We start from the raw sequence: 18,869 nt of genomic DNA on the forward strand, positions 1-18,869 counted from the left end.
TTTGGTACCATTAAAATTTGTGGGTCGTCGGAAAATGCAACAATATGAAAGAATTGTTGGAATAATAAGATAGAGATTTAAGTGGATAATAAAAAAACAGGTAATCTAATGAGAATTTACCTGATGTGCGAAGGGATATGTATAATGTTAATTGACGAAGTGACCTAATAGTAATATTGCACCAATTAAGATACATATTACGCCTGGAATATATATTTTTTCTCTGATGTCAATGTCACGTCGATAAGTAATAAACCTACTCATAACGATTAAAATAATGCCAATAAGTAAAAATATGATTGAAAGAGCGAACATCAACTCAGCCTCCTTAATCAATAATTGTTTATTTTGCTAAATTGATAAGTATGAACAAGTCTTTCAACTTTATTATATTATGTGTTCCGATATTTTTATAGCTATATATTAATATATTGTAAAATTGTTATTCTTTTTAGGAATATTTATTAATAAACTTTATGTAAATTTAACAATTTATAAAGTAAGTAATGATTTTTAGGTGATTTGTTGTTTGCACGATGAGTAAATTGAGAGATTTCAAAGCTTTTAAATAAACGAAAAATGTCATGAATTCATATTAGAAATGGGACCAAATTGTAATTGGTAATGATTTCGTATCTAGGAATCGATATCTGAGAATTAAAACGAAGTTATTTATAATGTAAGAAAGCGCCTGGGACAAAATAATATAATAATGTTATTCTGCAAAATTCGCAGTAGCTGACTGAACTGAAAATGCGCTTAAATCAAGCTTTTTTCAGTTCTAGTCACCTTGCGGGCGGGGCCCCAACAAAGAGAATTTCACTAAGAAATTCTACAAGCAAAGCAAGTTGGGAGTGGACGACGAATTTAACAAGAATTCTGTCCCACTCCCTACTATTAATATGAAAATTCAACGACTTAAACGTTATAATAAGTCAATGAAATTTTGAGTTACAGATGTGGGATGGCGATCTTCACGATATAATAATGATACATAAGCAGTTGTTGGGGGATTTGGCAACGTTTTACTAGTAATACTAGGATGATGGTATAACGTATTTGAACTAACTAGACTTAAATAATTGGAGTCCTTAATAATAGTAAGGATACTATTAATGCTATTCGATTCCATATGAGCATTTAAATTGATAAAGTTTTTATTACACCACTCATCGATGCTGTCTCGTGTGGATCCACTATTGTGAATAATGAAACGATACTTAGCAATATCTTCCATTGTAATGGTTTCTTGTTGTGCAAGCGGGTGGCGTTTATCCATTGCGAGTACTAACGGATTCTTTTGTAATCGTTTCACGTGTAGCTCGCTTTCGTTAAAACCTTTTTCAGAAATAATACCAATATCTATTTTTCTGTTTTTAACTTTTTCAATAATGATAGGTGCAGTATCTACTGTCAGATTTATATCAATATTAGGATGTTCATTCATATAATTTTTGAAGGCGGTAGGCAAGATACTATAGATTGGTGCATGTGTTGCCCCAATACGTAGTGTCCCTCGCTTTGATTGTTTAAAGTCCTCTAACATATCTGTTGTTTCTTCTATAAGATTCAACATTTTATTAGAATTGAGGTATAACAATTCACCTGCTTCAGTTAAATTGAAATGTTTACCCTTTTTGAAATATAATGGAACGCCTAATTCTTTGTTTAAGTTTTTTAAATGAAATGTAACAGTAGGCTGTGTAATACCAAGTTTGTCAGCCACGATATTTTCATTTTGCGCTTCAACAAAGTGTTTAAAGATTAACATTTGCTTAGTATTCATAAATTTGATTCCCCAAAGTATAGAATTTGTTTGCACTAGTTTCTATGATAAATAAAGAATTTTGAGGCTACGTAAATATTTTGTTTAAAGTTAGTTAATCAGTGGTTTTTATAATACATATAGATAATAAATGAAAGTTTAGATGCAAGGAGAGAATGAAACATGAAGGAAAGAATACTTGTGATTTCTGATATACATGGACATCGGAAAGCACTCGTTACTCTTTTAAAAGCAGCGAAATATAATGCGAGAAGAGACCAACTCATATTAATGGGTGATTATGTTAATAATGGGCCGGACTCATTTGGTACGCTCAAATTAGTTAAAAGGTTAAAGCGTAAAGGTGCATTGGCATTGGCTGGTAATCATGAAATGCGTTGGTTAGAGCGTAATGATAAAAAGGTCAAACGATGGCACTCTTTTTTAAGAAGCCTATCTACAATTGAGGTTATAGATGATTATATATTTGTGCATGCTGGGATAGACAGTGACAAACCATTAAATAAACAAATTAAAGAGTATACGACAGGACATTATAATCATACTTTAAATCGTAATATCCCTAAACATAAATATTTAATTCACGGGCATGTGCCAAATTATCGATTTGGTTTAAAAAATGATGCGTTATATAAAAAGAAAAATCTATTAGATATTGATACTGGAGCAGGGCATGGTAAATATTTGTCGCTTATAGATATCACAAATAGGTATCAGTATTCTGTAAAAGTTACTGATATTAAAAACGTGAGTACTAAACGTATAAAATTATAAGTATTAGAAATTCATAAAATATTAATATGTTTCGGTAGTTTTCAAAAAACAGAAGTATAAGTTTCAAATTAAATGTTATATAATGTAGGGGAATATAAATTAAAAAGGGTGACATGAGTGAAGAATAATATACAAAATTCTAAATTCAGTTCGTACTTAAAAGTGTCATGTTCAGTGCTATTATTGAGTGGATCATTGGTAGGTTACGGGTTTACTAAGGACGCATTTGCGCAATCCGAAAATACTCATAATGTTTCTGAGAAAGTCAGTTCAGTTCAAAATAAACTTGATACAACAATAGCTAAAGCGAAAACAGATATTAATCGTTTGAAACATTTAGATGCTACAGAATTGAAAAGTTACAAAGAAGATATTGAAGCTGCTAAAACTGAATCTGAAATTAATAAGATTGTAAGTGATGCAAAAGAAGAAGACCAGTTGTCAGCCGAAGAAGATACGACAGATCATTCTAAAGATAACACTTCAGATAAAACGACAAACGCGTCATCAGCAGAAACGACAAATACGCATGCAACAACTAATGATAATGGAAATCTTGAACAATTGGATAAAATTTTAGCTGATGTTGATGCTTTCTCTAAAAAGGTTGATACTAGTCAACCAAATAACGCAATCAATAGTGATGAAAAGTCTACATCAGAATCTACATCAACTGAACAAACTAATGATGTATCTAAATCAGTTACTGATAACAAAACGTCTACTGCGCAAAATCATGACAATAATCGTTCTGATCTTCATAATGGACAATCATCAATCTTAGATGAATTGGATAACGTCAAAAATGATGTGGAATCTGCCAAACAAACGCATGAAACATCTACAGATAATAATAAATTGAACGAACCAACATCAACCGAAACTCATCGTTCAACAGAGGAATCTAGTGTACAGGGCACTAATGATCATTCTGATAATAGTGTTGAAAAAGGTATCAAACAGATTGGTAAAAGTGAACGTCAAGCGAGCCAATCAAACGATACTAAAGTATCAAACGAGGATAAACATATTGATGCACTAACTGATAAATTATCAACAAATAATAAGATTAATCAAGCAATTTCTAAAGTAGAAAATCAACAAGGTGACTCAAGCCAACGCTATACTGATCGCAAACTAGAACAATTGAGAAACTTGCGTCAACAAACTCAAGATAACACAGATTTAACAGATCAACAGAAACATGAAATTAAAAAAGATATCTCAACAATAAGACATAATGTGCAAAGTAATCGAGATACCATTATGAATAATTTGGAGAAATCTTCAAATAAACAACAAGCTGCTGAAAATATTCTAGGTAGTATGTTTAGTAAAAATGAAGCTCAAGATATTTTAAAAAATATTAAAACAAATGGGCAATCAGATAAACAAATTACTGATCAAATTATGAAACAACTGGATGGATTTAAAGGCACAACAAGTGATGACATCTTGAAATCAATGTTTGAGCAAGCACCTAATAAAGAAGATTTGATAAAGACATTACTTTCAACGCGTTTAGGAAGCAATGAAGCTTCACAAATTGCTAAGCGTTTAGCTCATGCACACCTATCAAATGATGAATTGGTCAACCGTTTGAAACAAGAAATCAAAGCACATGGTACAGTTTCAGCAGATGATATTTTGAAAGATGTATTAGACAAATCGTCTAATAAGAAACAGACAATTGAAACGTTATTAGCTACTAAATTAAATCAAGCGAAAGCACATGCACTAGCAGATTTAATTGCTAAAGCTCAAACAAATAAAGCAGACACATTAGAACTAGTAAAAAGCGCATTAAATGGTACTGCTGGTGATTTATTACAATTACAAAATAGATTAGACAATGCAAAACAAAATTTAGATTATATCTTGTCACCAATTACACAACGTCCTTCATTATTAGATCGTATTAATGGTCAAACGGGTCAAGGCACAAACTTGTTAAATCAAGGTTCTAGTTTACTAGATGGTTTAACTGGCAGTGGTTTATTAGATGGCTTAAATTCTGGTGGTAGCCTATTGGATAATATTGGTGATATTCCTAATCCAGTACAAGGATTATCATTAGGTAATTTAGGTAATGATGATAGTTTCTTAAGTGGATTATTTGATGATGATGGTAATGTTTCATTACCTGCAACAGGTGAAGCAATTAAGAAATCATGGTTACCAATTACAGTGATTCTTGCTATCGCTGGAACGACATTAGTTTGGTTAGGACGCCGAAAAACGCACCATTCTAGACATTAAATATAGAACGAAAGAGTAGATAATCGAGAAGTTAGTTTCAGCTTCATTATCTACTCTTTTCTTTTGAAAAAGGGGATTACACTATATTAGAAAACGCTTTCACAAAGTGCGGAAAATATCAAGTGTTTTTCCGGAAATTATTCGTAAAGTTATGTGAAAATTTATGGATTTAGCAAAAATATTTACACTTTATTTTATATTCATATTGAATGTAATGTGCATTAGACATACACTTGTAGTGGAAAAAGAAATTGATAAAAAATTCACAATCTCGCATCGTTCATTTCATGATATTAAGCATAAGTTTTAAATGTGTGACTCATTTTCAAATATAAAAATACACAAAGGGGTTGAAACGCATGACACACACTAACGAAATTCCAAACAGTACGAGCAAAGGCAATAAAAAACGATTTCAACTTAAGATGCCCGGTGCATTTACAATTCTATTCATTTTAACTGTTGTTGCCGTACTAGCGACATGGATGATTCCAGCTGGTGCATATTCTAAATTATCTTATGATTCAGGCGCTCACGAATTTAAAATTGTCGATGCACATAATAAATCTAAAACTGTTCCAGGAACGCAAGAACAATTAGATAAATTAGGCGTAAAAATAGATGTAAAGCAATTTAAATCAGGTGCGATTAATAAACCAATTTCTATACCAGGAACGTATGAACGTCTAGATCAAAAACCTGCAGGCCCAGATCAAATTACTTCAAGCATGGTCAATGGTACGATTGAAGCGGTTGATGTCATGGTATTTATCTTAGTATTAGGTGGATTGATTGGAGTCGTTCAAACCAGTGGTTCATTTGAATCAGGACTTCTAGCATTAACTAAAAAGACTAAAGGACATGAATTTTTACTAGTATTTATGGTATCAATATTGATGATTCTAGGAGGAACATTATGCGGTATTGAAGAAGAAGCCGTTGCATTTTATCCTGTCCTTGTTCCAATCTTTATTGCGATGGGATATGATTCAATCATTTGTGTAGGTTCTATATTCCTTGCAAGTTCAATCGGTAGTACATTCTCAACTGTCAATCCGTTCTCAGTAGTAATTGCGTCAAACGCAGCTGGCACAACCTTCGTTGATGGTTTATATTGGAGAATCGCAGGTTTAGTTATTGCCGCTATCTTCACAGTAGGTTACTTATATTGGTATGCAAAACGTATTAAAAAAGATCCTAAAGCATCATTTACGTATGAAGATAAAGCTAAATTTGAAAAACAATGGTCAGTTATTAAAGATGATAGTGATGAAAGCATCTTTACACTACGTAAAAAATTAATTTTAATTTTATTTATCTTACCATTCCCAATCATGGTTTGGGGCGTTATGACTCAAGGCTGGTGGTTCCCAGTCATGGCATCAATGTTCTTAGCATTTACTATCGTTATTATGTTAATTGTAGCGTTAGGTAAAAAAGGTATTGGTGAAAAAGCCGTGGTCGATGCCTTTGTAAATGGAGCATCAAGTTTAGTAGGTGTATCATTAATTATCGGTTTAGCACGTGGTATTAACATGATTATGAATGACGGTTTAATTTCAGATACAATTTTAAACTTCTCATCATCACTTGTTAAAGGTGTAAGCGGTCCAATCTTCATAGTAATATTATTGATAATCTTCTTCTTCCTTGGATTTATCATACCATCATCTTCAGGATTAGCCGTACTATCAATGCCTATATTTGCACCGCTAGCTGATACAGTAGGTATTCCAAGATTCGTAATCGTAACAGCTTATCAATTCGGACAATATGCAATGTTATTCTTAGCACCAACAGGATTGATTATGGCAACCCTTCAAATGTTAGATATGAAATACTCACACTGGTTGAAATTCGTTTGGCCAATCGTCGTCTTCGTATTCATATTTGGTGGAGGCATGTTAATCACTCAAGTGTTAATCTATTCTTAATTTTGAAAATTTGAACAATAAAAATAATGGGGTCAATTGAGCATAGATTCAATTGACTCTTTTTTATGTCTATAAATTTAAAGATTAAGTGCATTATTATGAAAATAATTTTCAATTTTAAATATAATATTGATAAAAAATTTCGTTAGTATTATATTTCTATTTAAGAAAGCGTTGTCAATATTGGTGAGCAGAATTTGACTTTATTGGGAGGAGATTAAAAATGAATAAAGTATTTGTAAAAGCACAACAATTTGGGAAATCATTTATGTTACCAATTGCAATTTTACCTGCCGTAGGGCTTTTACTTGGTATTGGTGGAGCATTAAGTAATCCTAATACTGTAAAAGCATATCCATTTTTAGACATAACATTACTACAAAATATTTTTACGCTTATGTCTTCAGCTGGTAATATTGTATTTCAGAATTTGCCAGTAATATTTGCTATTGGTGTAGCTATAGGTCTAGCACGTAGTGACAAAGGGACAGCAGGTTTAGCGGCGCTAATTGGTTTTTTAATTATGAATGCAACTATGAACGGAATGCTACAAATTACAGATGATTTAGCTAAAACAACAGAATTAGCTCAAAAAGGGCAAAGTATGGTATTAGGTATCCAAACAATTGAAACAGGCGTGTTTGGTGGTATCGTAACTGGTATTCTAACAGCTTATTTACATAATAAGTTTAATAAAATTGAATTGCCTGCTTATTTAGGTTTCTTCAGTGGTTCTCGTTTTGTTCCCATTATTACTGCAGTTAGTTCAATATTTTTGGGAGTCATCATGTTTTTCATCTGGCCGACGGTACAAAGTTGGATTTTTAATGCTGGAGGATTGGTTGAAAAAACAGGTGTTATTGGGACATTTTTCTTTGGATTTATTTTAAGATTATTAGGACCTTTTGGATTGCATCATATCTTTTATTTACCCTTCTGGCAAACAGGTCTTGGTGGTTCATTAGAAGTAAATGGACATATGGTACGAGGTACACAAAATATCTTTTTAGCTCAATTAGGTGACCCAAACGTAACACATTACTTCTCTGGTATTTCAAGATATATGTCAGGACGTTTTATCACAATGATGTTTGGATTATGTGGTGCAGCATTAGCTATTTATCATACTGCCAAGCCAGAACACAAAAAAGTTGTGGGCGGATTAATGTTATCAGCAGCTTTGACTTCCTTCTTAACTGGTATAACTGAGCCATTGGAATTTTCATTTTTATTTGTCGCACCAGTATTATATTTAATTCATGCTTTTTTAGATGGATTGGCATTTATGATGGCAGATATTTTTAATATTACAGTAGGCCAAACATTTAGTGGTGGATTCATAGATTATATATTATTTGGTGTATTACAAGGAAACTCTAAAACGAATTACTTATGGGTAATACCAATCGGAATCGTATGGTTCTGTTTATATTACTTCATTTTTAGATTTTTAATTGTTAAATTCAATTTCAAAACACCTGGACGCGAAGATAAAGAGAAAATTGAAAGTGTTGAAGCTACTGAACGTGCCGACACTATTATTAAAGGTTTAGGTGGTGCTACTAATATTGAGGAAGTTGACTGTTGCGCTACTAGACTTAGAGTGACGCTAAAAGATGGATCATTATTAAATAAAGATACTTTGATGACCACAGATGCCAAAGGTGTCATAATACGTGGCAATGGAGCCCAAATTGTGTATGGACCGCACGTTACAACAATTAAAAACGAAGTTGAAGAAGTACTAGAACAAAAGTCTTAAAAACATTGATATTTTAAATACTTAGATAAGTAATAAAGGTAATTTCTATTGAAATAATATAGAAATTGTCTTTTTTATAAATTTTTTGATTATTTTCAGCTCGTTGAGCTACTACTTTTCTTATATTAAGTGCCATTAATACAAAACCAAGTTCTCTTTTGACTTTATTGAGTCCTCGGACAGACATCCGAGTGAAACCCAAAATAGCCTTCATAAATCCAAAAACAGGTTCCACATCAATTTTTCTTTGACTGTAGATATTTTTTGTTTTTGGTTCTGAAAGCTTTTTGTTAATTTGGGATTTAAAATATTCCCAGTTATAATTCTTCATTATTTTTTTGTTTGTTTTTGAATTGAAGTTCATACATTGATTTTTCAGAGGACATTCTGAACAATCGTCACATTCATATAATTTGAAGTCTCGCTTGTAACCATACTTATCATGACGATAGGCATATCTTTTAAAACCTAGCCGTTTATTATTCGGACAAATGAATTCGTCATTAATTTCGTCATAGTCCCAATTTTGAGTATTAAAGATGTCACTTTTATATTTTTTAGTTTTATCTTTTATAAACATTCCATATGTTATGAGTGGCGTTCGATTAAAGTCATCTATAATTGCCATATAATTTGATTCACTACCATAACCTGCATCAGCTACAATATATTCAGGTAAATGACCGTAGGTCTCTTGAATTGAATTTAAAAATGGAATCATCGTTCTAGTATCCGTTGGATTTTGATACACATTATAAGATAAAACAAATTGGGAATTTGTCGCTATTTGTAAATTATACCCTGGCTTAAGTTGTCCATTTTTCATGTGATCTTCTTTCATTCTCATAAATGTCGCATCATGATCTGTCTTAGAATAACTATTTCTATCCTTTAAAATAGATTTTTGAAATTCGTATCGATACTTTCGCTCAGAATAATCATTGATTTGCTTTTTGTATTTTTTGATTTTAGTTCTTTTGAGACGTATTTGTTTTCTTGTTTTAGTACATTTTTCATTGTTGATATGTTGGTTTAAATCTTCGATTTCTTTATCTAAATGACTACCAATCAAATCTATTTCTTCTTTTGTTAATTCATTATCATGATCTTCTTTGATTTCCGGTATGATTTTATTGGTTACCAATTCATGGTAGAGGGCTTTAGAATCCTCATTCATCTTTGATTCATGGTTTTGAATACTCTTTTTCCATACAAATGTATATCGATTGGAATTTGCTTCAATTTTTGTACCATCAATAAAAATAGCTTTATCATCTATAAGATTTTGTTTTATACACTGACTGTAAAATTGAATAAATAAAGATTCTAATAAAGCATCTACTTTTGGATTTACTCTAAATCGATTAATTGTTTTATAAGAAGGTTTTTGATTTTGTGATAGCCACATCATTCGGATGCTATCATTAAGCATTTTTTCTATTTTACGACCTGAGAATACAGATTGTGTGTAGGCATATAGAATCACTTTTAACATCATTTTAGGATGGTACGAAGTTGCACCACGGTGATGTCTGAATTCGTCGAATTCATTGTCAGGAATTGTTTCAACAATATCATTTACATGTCGTGAAATATCATTTGTGGGGATAAGAACTGAAGTTTCCATTGGTAGAGTAAGTTGAGTCATGTTATAATTTTTATACATAAGGCACCTCGTTAATTTAGTTTAGTGATGTTTATTAAATTATACGAAAGTGCTTTATTTTTTTAAAGTATTACAATGTAAAATTACATATAAATACAAAGTATTTTGGCGAGACTCTTGAGGGAACAGGACAAGCTGAAGACTACAGGCTGAAGCTGTCCCCTAAGAAAGCGAGCCAACAATACGGAGTATTGTAAATAAAGAAGCCAGTAAATGAATTTGTTAAAACTCATTTACTGGCTATTTCTCTAGGAATTATGTCCCAGACTCTATTTTACTTTAAGTGTACTTCATCAGTAGCAATGTTATTTTGGTTCAATATAATGTAATTCTTTAGCTGTATCTGCATCGATTGTACGATATGACACAATACCTAATCCTTTAACGTTAGATTCTGAGATGATGATTGAGCCGTCGTCGTTTACTTTTTCAACAAAAGCAACATGACCATATACGTCATGAGCGCCAGCTTGACCTGCTTCGAAGACTACAGCAGTATGTGCTTTAGGTGTGCGACTCACATTATAGCCATCATCTTCGGCGCGATTATCCCAATTGTGTGCATCTCCCCAGTCACTGCCGACTTTCTTACCAAATTGTTGGACACGTTCATATACATACCAAGTACATTGGCCTTGTGGATATGGTGATGAAGTATCTGTAATTTCAAAGGCTTTAAAGTCACCACCTGCAACATCAGTACCGCTTGAAGATGATTTCGCATAGTGATCTAAATCTGGCATTTTTTTCTTATCAAAATCAGTTAAATGATAATGTTTGATTAAGCTATTTAATTTAGTAGCATAGTTAGGGTCAGTAGCATAGGTACGACTCAAATTTTGAGTAGCATCACGATAATCGATAGCTTCACTTTTCCAAGTAGGTTTATAGATTGTTGGATTACCCTCAATGCCATTTTTAATTAAAGTAGCGTAATCTTCCAAGGATTCTTTAGTGCTTGGATATTTGCGGAAACCAGCATTGATATTAAACATACTATTATCACTATTCGCCTCGAGTGTATTGAAGTTAACAGATTGTCCTTTATAGCTACCTTTAATACCAAATAAATTATAATTTGGAGATTGTGCTAATGCACTATTACCTGAACTAGATTCTAGAATAGCTTGAGCAATCATTACTGAGGCATATATATCTTTGTCTTGACCAATTTTATGTGCATCTTTAGCGATTGATTTAATAAAGTTGCGCGTGTCTTTATTTTCAACGACTGCTATATCACCGTCACTAACGTCATTACCATCAAGTTGTGGCAGTGTTTGGAATAGGCTAGTTGAACGCGTATTACTTTTCTTAAAGTCATCTTCAAATGATTGTGCAGGTTCAGTTTTATGTTCAAGTTCCGCTTTGGTTGGTAACTGTGGATTGACTGATTTTGAAGTAGTATCTTTGTTAGTTGCTGAATCTGTTGTTTTCTTTGATGTACTTTCTTTTTTAGAAGATTCATAGTTATGATGTGTTTGTTTCGCATCTTCACTATATTTATCCAATACTGAATCTAACGCAGATTCTGAAAAGCTTTTATCCTCTGATTTACTTCCAGATGTTGCATTATTATTAGATGAGTCAGTTTGATTAGAAGGTGTTTGCTCTTTAGTTGAGTCATTTTTGTCTGTAGTGTTCTCACCATCGTTTTGATTTGATTGATTGGCACTACTTGAATCTTCTTTATCAGATACTAAGTCATCAATTGCATCTAATGCTTTGCTGACATTTGCATCGTCTTTATTTTGACTTGTAGTTGACTGATTACTTGCGTTATTGCTTTCTTCTCGTGGCGTTTCATTAGATTTGTTCGCTTCTTTAGTGTTGGTATCATCATTGTTTGATGTTTCAGTAGATGATGTATGTTTTTCAGTTGAGACATCATTTTCGTCGCCACTATTTGTATTATCATTTTCAGAAGTGTCATTCGTATTAGCAGGTTGTTCATAATCTGAAATGTCACTATTAAAGTGGAATATGGACGCAATTAAATTTGTTAAACTAAAGCCATTATCATATAGATTTGGATTCAAGAATTTAGATGCATTCAAACCACTAGATTGTGTCGCATCAAAGATAGGTGATAAGGGTGTGCGATACGTATTGTCTTTATGAGTAGTTGTTTGATGAGTTTGTGATGCTTTGTCTTTAGTGTTTGATGATAATTTAGAATTTTTGGCTTTATTGACATTTTTTTGATTAGATTTCGTTTCTTTAGAAGGTTCTTCAGACGTTGCAGTATCTGTGTCTTTGCTATGAGAATCAGATGTTTCTTCAGAATTAGTATTATCAACATCGTCATTATTGTCGTTCGATGATGTTGTGTCGTCTTTACTTTGTGATGTGGATGCTTTGGACTTAGCACCTGCATTATCATCGTCTGCATGCGCGATGCTTGATGAAAATGTTGGTAATACCAGTGTTGTGGTTAAAAAATAAATCATTAATCTATGTTTCGACATGGATAGTGTTATCCCCCTAACATTTTCCAGTAATGGTATGCGAACAAATCATAATTTGGTATAATGTTTATTATGATTTTTTAGTTGATAACTATCAACTAATTATTACTTTACTTAATAAAAGTATTATACTAACTCTATAAAGAAAAAAACAATGCTTTAAATCATTTTGAGATAAAATTTTAATATTTCATTTTTAGGAGTGTGAAAATGAAAAACGCACTGAAATTATTTAAGACGGACTTGAAACGTGTCGCTAAGACTCCAGCTGTTTGGATTATCTTAGCTGGTCTAGCCATACTTCCGTCATTTTATGCATGGTTCAACCTATGGGCTATGTGGGATCCGTACAGTCATACCGGACATATCAAAGTTGCGGTAGTAAATGAAGACCAAGGCGACAAAGTTCGTGGTAAGAAGATTAATGTAGGGGATACACTTGAGAATAACTTAAAGAAGAATAATAAATTCGATTGGCAATTTGTGAGTCGAGAAAAGGCAGACCATGAAATAAAAATGGGGAAATACTATGCCGGTATATACATACCTAAAGAATTCTCACACCAAATTACTGGTACATTAAGAAAGAAACCACAAAAAGCAGATATTGAATATAAAGTGAATCAGAAAATCAACGCTGTAGCACCTAAAATGACTGATACAGGGTCAACTGTTATCGTTGATGAAGCCAATAAGCAATTCAATTCAACTGTGACGAAAGCGTTACTGCAAGAAGCGAATAAAGTAGGTATTCAGCTTGAAGATGAAGTACCAACGATTAATAAAATTAAAAATGCTGTGTACGCAGCACATAATTCACTACCTCAAATTAATAAAATTGCTGATCGTATTGAATATCTCAATGATCATCAAGACGACTTAGATCGATATGCGAATAAGTTCCGAGCATTAGGCAACTATAAAGGAGATATTTTAGATGCTCAACAGAAATTAAATGACGTGAATGCAGCCATCCCTTCTCTAAATGAGAAGGCCAAACTCATCTTAGCACTTAACGAGTATATGCCAAATATTGAGAAAGTGCTTAACATCGCTTCTAATGATGTTCCAGCACAATTCCCTAAGATAAATCGTGGTGTCGATATTGCGAGCGATGGACTCAATTTAGCGAATACGCGTTTAAATGATGCACAAGGTTATCTAACAAATGCCCAACAACGTGTTGGTGATTATCAAGAAGCCGCGGGACGCGCACAAGAAGTAAATGGCCAAGCAAATAATGCGCTACGAAATCAAAGTACATCAGGCAAGACTAAATTTAAAGTACAACAATTAAGTACAGACGGTAGCAACGATACGACGAATGATAAACAAATTGTGTCTAACAACGATGTTAAGTCTATGAATAGTGCACTTGCTGAATCATTATTAGCGCTATCTAGCAACGCGGATAATCAAGCGAAGGCGTCACAATCAGATGTCAAAGCATTGAAGAACATTTCATATGGTGTCATCGGATCTAATCGACCATCTGAATTTAATGATATGTTACGTAATCTGAAATCACGTCTTGAAAATAGCTCGAAAAGTAATCAACAACTTATAGATATTCTTAAAGAAGTAGAAGAGAAAGAAAATGTGGATTTATCGTCTCAAATCAAAGAAATTGAGAAAGCGAATAATCGTATTAATGATACATTACGTTCAACAAATCAACTAATAGACGCTTTAGGTAATGGTAGTTCAGGTAAAGCAGAAGCAGTTAATGTATTACGAACTTTACCAGATTTAAATAAAGGTTTAGGAAACTACCGTAAGTTTATTAAAAATGATTTAAATAATCGTTTGTTAGTGGTGTCTAATGAAATTACGCAACAATTAAATCAAGGTCAAAATACGTTATCTAATGTGCAGTCTAAATTAAATACGATTAATCAAGTCATCAAAGCAGGTCAAGATATTGTGTCTGATGGTCAAACGCGTATTTCAAATATTCAAAGTGAGTTACCAGGACTAGAACAAGCGTATATTAATGCGATGCAAACAGCGCAACAATATTTCCCAACAGTGAAAAAAGATGTGGCAAATGCAGCTGACTTTGTACGTAATGATCTACCAGGAATAGAACAACAATTAGCAAATGCGACTGCGACGGTAAATGCGAATTTACCAACATTATTTAATAAATATGACAATGCAGTTAATCTATTAGATCAAAATCAACCACGTGCGAAAGAAGCATTGGCGAATCTGGCTAACTTCTCTGAAAATCGTTTGCCAGGTATTGAAAAAGATTTGAATAAAGCGAATAAGATTTTCAAAAAATTAGACAAAGATGATGCAGTGGATAAAGTCATCGATGCATTGAAAAATGACTTGAAAAAACAAGCAGATGTTATCGCCAATCCGATCCATAAAAAACAAGTCGATGTCTTCCCAGTTAAAGATTATGGTTCAGGCATGACGCCATTCTACACATCATTATCTATTTGGGTAGGGGCATTACTACTAGTCAGCTTATTATCAGTGGATAATAAACATGAAGAATTGGAAGATGAATTAACAAAACGTCAAATTTACCTAGGTAAAGGTGCTTTCTTTGTCATGATGGGTATCATTCAAACACTCATTGTAACTATGGGCGACATATTCATCTTGAAAGCACAAGTCGAATCGCCAATGTTATTCATCTTAGTAGCATTGTTTGGAGCAATCGTCTTTAATACGATTGTTTATACAAGCGTTTCATTACTGGGTAACCCAGGTAAAGCCATTGCGATTATATTATTAGTACTACAAATTGCAGGTGGTGGTGGTACCTTCCCAGTAGTAACAGCACCTAAGTTCTTCCAAACGATATCACCTTATTTACCATTTACGTATGTAATTGATTCATTACGTGAAACAGTAGGCGGTATTGTTCCAGAAATATTAATTACAAAAGTACTAATTTTATCATTATTTGGACTAGGCTTCTTTGTACTTGGAATCTTGATTAAACCTGTACTAGATCCAATTATGCATAAAATTTCAAAACGTGTAGATGAAAGTAAAGTAACTGAATAACTTTCTTAAAAGCATTCTTACCATTAAGTTGGTGGAATGCTTTTTAGTTAGTGAGTAAACGAGCTCGCTCTGGCTCAGTTTACCTAATTACTTAATTACATGTGATTATTAATAACGTTTTTCTTAGCAAATGCTATATTAATGAAATCTATGATATAAGTTTAGGGCTTTAGTATAATGAGGTGGAATAAGGGGGGATGGGGATGTATATTCCTAAAAAATATGAAATGACAGACTATCAAAATATTGTGTCATTCATGCAAGAAAATAATTTTGTCACTATTGTCACAATAGAGGGTGGTAAACCTGTTGCTACACACCTTCCAGTTATTGTTGAAGAAACTGATGAAGGCCTCTATATTTCTGGACATTTTGCGAAGAATAATAAGCAATGGCAGACGATTGAAGATACAGCGTCTACATTAATTATCTTTCATGGTCCGCATGCGTACGTGTCTGCAAGTTGGTATGAAGATGAGGATGTATCAACTTGGGATTACCAATCAGTACATGTATATGGTCAAGGTAAGTTGTTAACTGAAGCGCAGTTGAAAACGGAATTAGTTAAAATGTTAGATCAATATGAAGGCCATCGTGAGAATGGTGTGACTTGGAATAAATTGTCAGACCAAAATAAAAAACAAATTAAAGGTATTGTGGGATTTAAAGTGAAGGCCAATCACATAGAGGCGAAAGCTAAGCTAAGTCAAAATCGTAGTGATAAAGAAAAAGAAAATATTATTTTACAGTTGAACCAAAGTGGAAATTGGATGGAACAGAAGGTTGCTAAAGAAATAGATGATATTCGATAATGTAATCAAATGGGGACAGAAATCAGCTTATTAAATTAGATTTGTGTCCCCATCATTTGTTCTATTGACTTTTACCACTACTTGATTTGTCTGTATTACCTGTATTTTGTGTTGAACTACTTTGGGTTGAAGGTTTTTGCGTGCTTTGCTGTGATGATGCTGGTTGTTGCGTAGATGGTTGTTGTGTACTTGGTTGCTGCGTTGTTTGTGCTTCTTTTGTATTTTCTGCTGTGTTTTTCTCTGATGTTGAACTTTCTGAACTATTTTGTCTTGATTTTTCAGCACTACTTTCTTTAGTTGCATTTTCTTTTGTCTTAGTTTCTTGCGTTCTAGTTGCTTTATTGTTTTGTTGTGTTGCGTAACTTTGTTGTGTGTTTACTGTATTGTTTGAAGCGGGTTCGGATTGTGCATTTTCCCCGTTGTCAGATTCTGTTGATTGTTCTTGTGTTTTTGATTCTTTCGTTTTTTCTTTTTCACTACTTTTTTTCTTTTTATCATGTTTTTCTGTTTTGTTGTCACTGCTAGTATCTGAATTTTTAGAAACTGTTGTGGCAAAGAATATCGAAAAACCTAAAGCAACTACAAGTAGTACAATAACTATACCTGCTAATATTTTTTTCAAGTTGTAGTCCTCCGTCCTTAATTCATTTCTTTATTTTATTATAATAAAACTTCATAAAATAGATAGTATTTACACAACTTTATAATATTAAATTTTGTTTACTAAAATTTTTGATAAATACATCTTAAGTACAGTGATTGTTTGTGCACAATATGCAATAATATAAGTGTAGTGCTAATCTAATAAAGAAAGAAGGACTAACATGAATAAAGTAGTTAAAACGATTGCTTCAACAACTTTAGCATTTGGAACACTTTTAGGAGCAAGTGCAGCTGTATTACCTGTACAAGATACAGCACATGCTGCAACACAAACTAAAGGTTATCATTATTCTTACAATGGCTATATCGATAAGGATGCCAAATTCTTAACAGACAAGAACTTCATTAAAGCGGTTAAACATGACAACATCACATTTAATGGAATCAAACTTGCAAAAACACAAAGTAACACTGTTAAAGAAAAATATAATCAAAAATTCACTGGTGTCACTAGTGATGGCAAAAAAGCAAACAAATTACAATTTATTGTAAAAGGTGATTTAACTTACAATCAGCTTAAAAAAGCTTATGGAAAAGATTTGAAAAAAGTAAAAGGAAATAATGATGTTAAGGGCAATGGTATTTACGTTTATAAACCTAATAAAGATGGTTTAGCAACTTCATTTGTGCTTAATAATAATCGTGTAGTTGAAGTAGATGTGAGCTACGCAGGTTTTACAACAAGTAAATAATTAATGTTGAAAGAATGTAAAACAAAATAATAGGATGAGGCTATTTAGCAAATTCACAGTAGCTGACTGAATTGAGAAAGTGCTCGTATTAAGCTATTCTCAACTCTAGTCATCCATACAAGGGCTAGGACAACGAATTCGAAATGAATTCTGTCCTAGTCTTTTTTATGTGTTAATGGAAATGAATGTAAGTGCATGCAGTTCTAATGAATGACATCAAAGAATTGCTTTTAATGCGTGTTTAAAATTAAACAATGCAATGTCGCAATGATGCGATTGTCTTACTCCACATTACATATTACTGCGAAATCGAGCTTCATTGTTTGTGAACCATTCTCATTGCTAATAGTGATGCATTTATTGAGTGAGTCGATACGTTGAATATATGCGGCTACGGATTGAATATAGCCATTTCTCCAGTAACTAATCATGGCAAGTTGATGTTGCGTAAACTTTAATGTCATCTGTCGATTAATATTCTCAAACTGATCGTCTGATAACGACGGCATGTCAATTTTGTTTTGTTCTTCGATAAATTCATTTAAACGTTGATACTGTTCTGGCATTGTCGCAAACGGTGCCCATTTGACCATGCCACGACCTTGGGGAATATTAGAATTTAAATATTGTCTAGGAATTTTACGATAATCCGTTTCATATTTATATTCATCTGGCGCATCAGGATTTGGAATCAATTTAATCACCTCAACATCATTATAGAACATTTGTTCGTATTTTTGAAGTGGTATTTTACATTATAAATAAATTTTATATTTATCTTGAAAATGAATCACTTTATATATAAAGAGGGTCATAAGTTCAACAAAGGGGAAGTAAACTTATGACCCATAGTCATTACATAATATAACTTTTTGTGAAGGAGATAATGGGGATATTACTCCTACATTTATTATAACATGGTTTTTATAAAAATATTATTTAAAGAATTGTGAAATTTAATTACATATAATTTGTTATAGGTGTGAATGAAAAGAAATTAATTGTATATTTTCAAAGGATAAAAAT

13 protein-coding genes are annotated in these 18,869 nt (G+C 32.6%); 7 read left to right on the forward strand and 6 right to left on the reverse strand.

From position 1 onward, the window contains the following. Window positions 1-147: 147 nt before the first annotated feature. Both HYI43_01580 and HYI43_01585 read right to left on the reverse strand, forming a co-directional pair. A complete protein-coding gene (locus HYI43_01580) occupies window positions 148-315 on the reverse strand; it encodes a hypothetical protein (GenBank protein UDI77302.1) in 168 nt (55 codons plus the stop codon). 610 nt (window positions 316-925) lie between these two features. Then, window positions 926-1,786: a LysR family transcriptional regulator gene (locus HYI43_01585; GenBank protein UDI77303.1), complete on the reverse strand. Its 861-nt coding sequence runs from the start codon at window positions 1,784-1,786 to the stop codon at window positions 926-928. Window positions 1,787-1,948: 162 nt separating this feature from the next. On the opposite strand from HYI43_01585, the gene HYI43_01590 reads away from it, so the two are divergent. The 4 genes from HYI43_01590 (at window position 1,949) to HYI43_01605 (ending at window position 8,515) form a co-directional block, all read left to right on the forward strand. Further along, window positions 1,949-2,560 carry a serine/threonine protein phosphatase gene (locus HYI43_01590; protein ID UDI77304.1) on the forward strand — a complete coding sequence of 204 codons (612 nt, stop codon included), beginning with the start codon at window positions 1,949-1,951 and terminating at the stop codon, window positions 2,558-2,560. A 117-nt stretch (window positions 2,561-2,677) separates the two neighbouring features. Then, on the forward strand, window positions 2,678-4,819 hold the full coding sequence (locus tag HYI43_01595) for a hypothetical protein (GenBank protein ID UDI77305.1): 2,142 nt from the start codon (window positions 2,678-2,680) through the stop codon (window positions 4,817-4,819). Window positions 4,820-5,178: 359 nt separating this feature from the next. Then, window positions 5,179-6,753, forward strand: a complete 1,575-nt coding sequence (locus tag HYI43_01600) for a YfcC family protein (protein UDI77306.1) — start codon at window positions 5,179-5,181, stop codon at window positions 6,751-6,753. Window positions 6,754-6,976: 223 nt separating this feature from the next. After that, complete coding sequence (locus HYI43_01605; GenBank protein ID UDI77307.1) at window positions 6,977-8,515, forward strand: PTS transporter subunit EIIC; 1,539 nt, start codon at window positions 6,977-6,979, stop codon at window positions 8,513-8,515. A 13-nt stretch (window positions 8,516-8,528) separates the two neighbouring features. Here the strand turns inward: HYI43_01605 and HYI43_01610 are convergent, their stop codons facing one another. Together HYI43_01610 and HYI43_01615 are read right to left on the reverse strand one after the other, a co-directional pair. Then, the gene (locus HYI43_01610; protein UDI77308.1) at window positions 8,529-10,181 is read right to left on the reverse strand and encodes an IS1182 family transposase; all 1,653 of its coding nucleotides are present in this window, start codon (window positions 10,179-10,181) and stop codon (window positions 8,529-8,531) included. A gap of 305 nt (window positions 10,182-10,486) precedes the next feature. Further along, the gene (locus HYI43_01615; protein ID UDI77309.1) at window positions 10,487-12,649 is read right to left on the reverse strand and encodes an amidase domain-containing protein; all 2,163 of its coding nucleotides are present in this window, start codon (window positions 12,647-12,649) and stop codon (window positions 10,487-10,489) included. A 210-nt stretch (window positions 12,650-12,859) separates the two neighbouring features. On the opposite strand from HYI43_01615, the gene HYI43_01620 reads away from it, so the two are divergent. Both HYI43_01620 and HYI43_01625 read left to right on the forward strand, forming a co-directional pair. Further along, a complete protein-coding gene (locus HYI43_01620) occupies window positions 12,860-15,676 on the forward strand; it encodes a YhgE/Pip domain-containing protein (protein ID UDI77310.1) in 2,817 nt (938 codons plus the stop codon). A gap of 203 nt (window positions 15,677-15,879) precedes the next feature. Further along, window positions 15,880-16,488 carry an FMN-binding negative transcriptional regulator gene (locus HYI43_01625; GenBank protein UDI77311.1) on the forward strand — a complete coding sequence of 203 codons (609 nt, stop codon included), beginning with the start codon at window positions 15,880-15,882 and terminating at the stop codon, window positions 16,486-16,488. 61 nt (window positions 16,489-16,549) lie between these two features. Here the strand turns inward: HYI43_01625 and HYI43_01630 are convergent, their stop codons facing one another. After that, on the reverse strand, window positions 16,550-17,110 hold the full coding sequence (locus HYI43_01630) for a hypothetical protein (protein UDI77312.1): 561 nt from the start codon (window positions 17,108-17,110) through the stop codon (window positions 16,550-16,552). A gap of 202 nt (window positions 17,111-17,312) precedes the next feature. Here HYI43_01630 and HYI43_01635 point away from each other — a divergent pair, with 202 nt between their 5' ends. Then, window positions 17,313-17,843, forward strand: coding sequence for a hypothetical protein (locus HYI43_01635; GenBank protein UDI77313.1), 531 nt, complete (start codon window positions 17,313-17,315; stop codon window positions 17,841-17,843). A 281-nt stretch (window positions 17,844-18,124) separates the two neighbouring features. On the opposite strand, the gene HYI43_01640 is transcribed toward HYI43_01635, so the two are convergent. Next, entirely contained in the window at window positions 18,125-18,568 is a 444-nt protein-coding gene (locus HYI43_01640; protein UDI77314.1) for a YolD-like family protein, read from the reverse strand. Window positions 18,569-18,869 lie beyond the last annotated feature (301 nt).

Origin of the sequence: Staphylococcus taiwanensis (assembly GCA_020544305.1) — a bacterium.
In the GTDB taxonomy this organism is placed as follows: Bacteria; Bacillota; Bacilli; order Staphylococcales; family Staphylococcaceae; genus Staphylococcus; species Staphylococcus taiwanensis.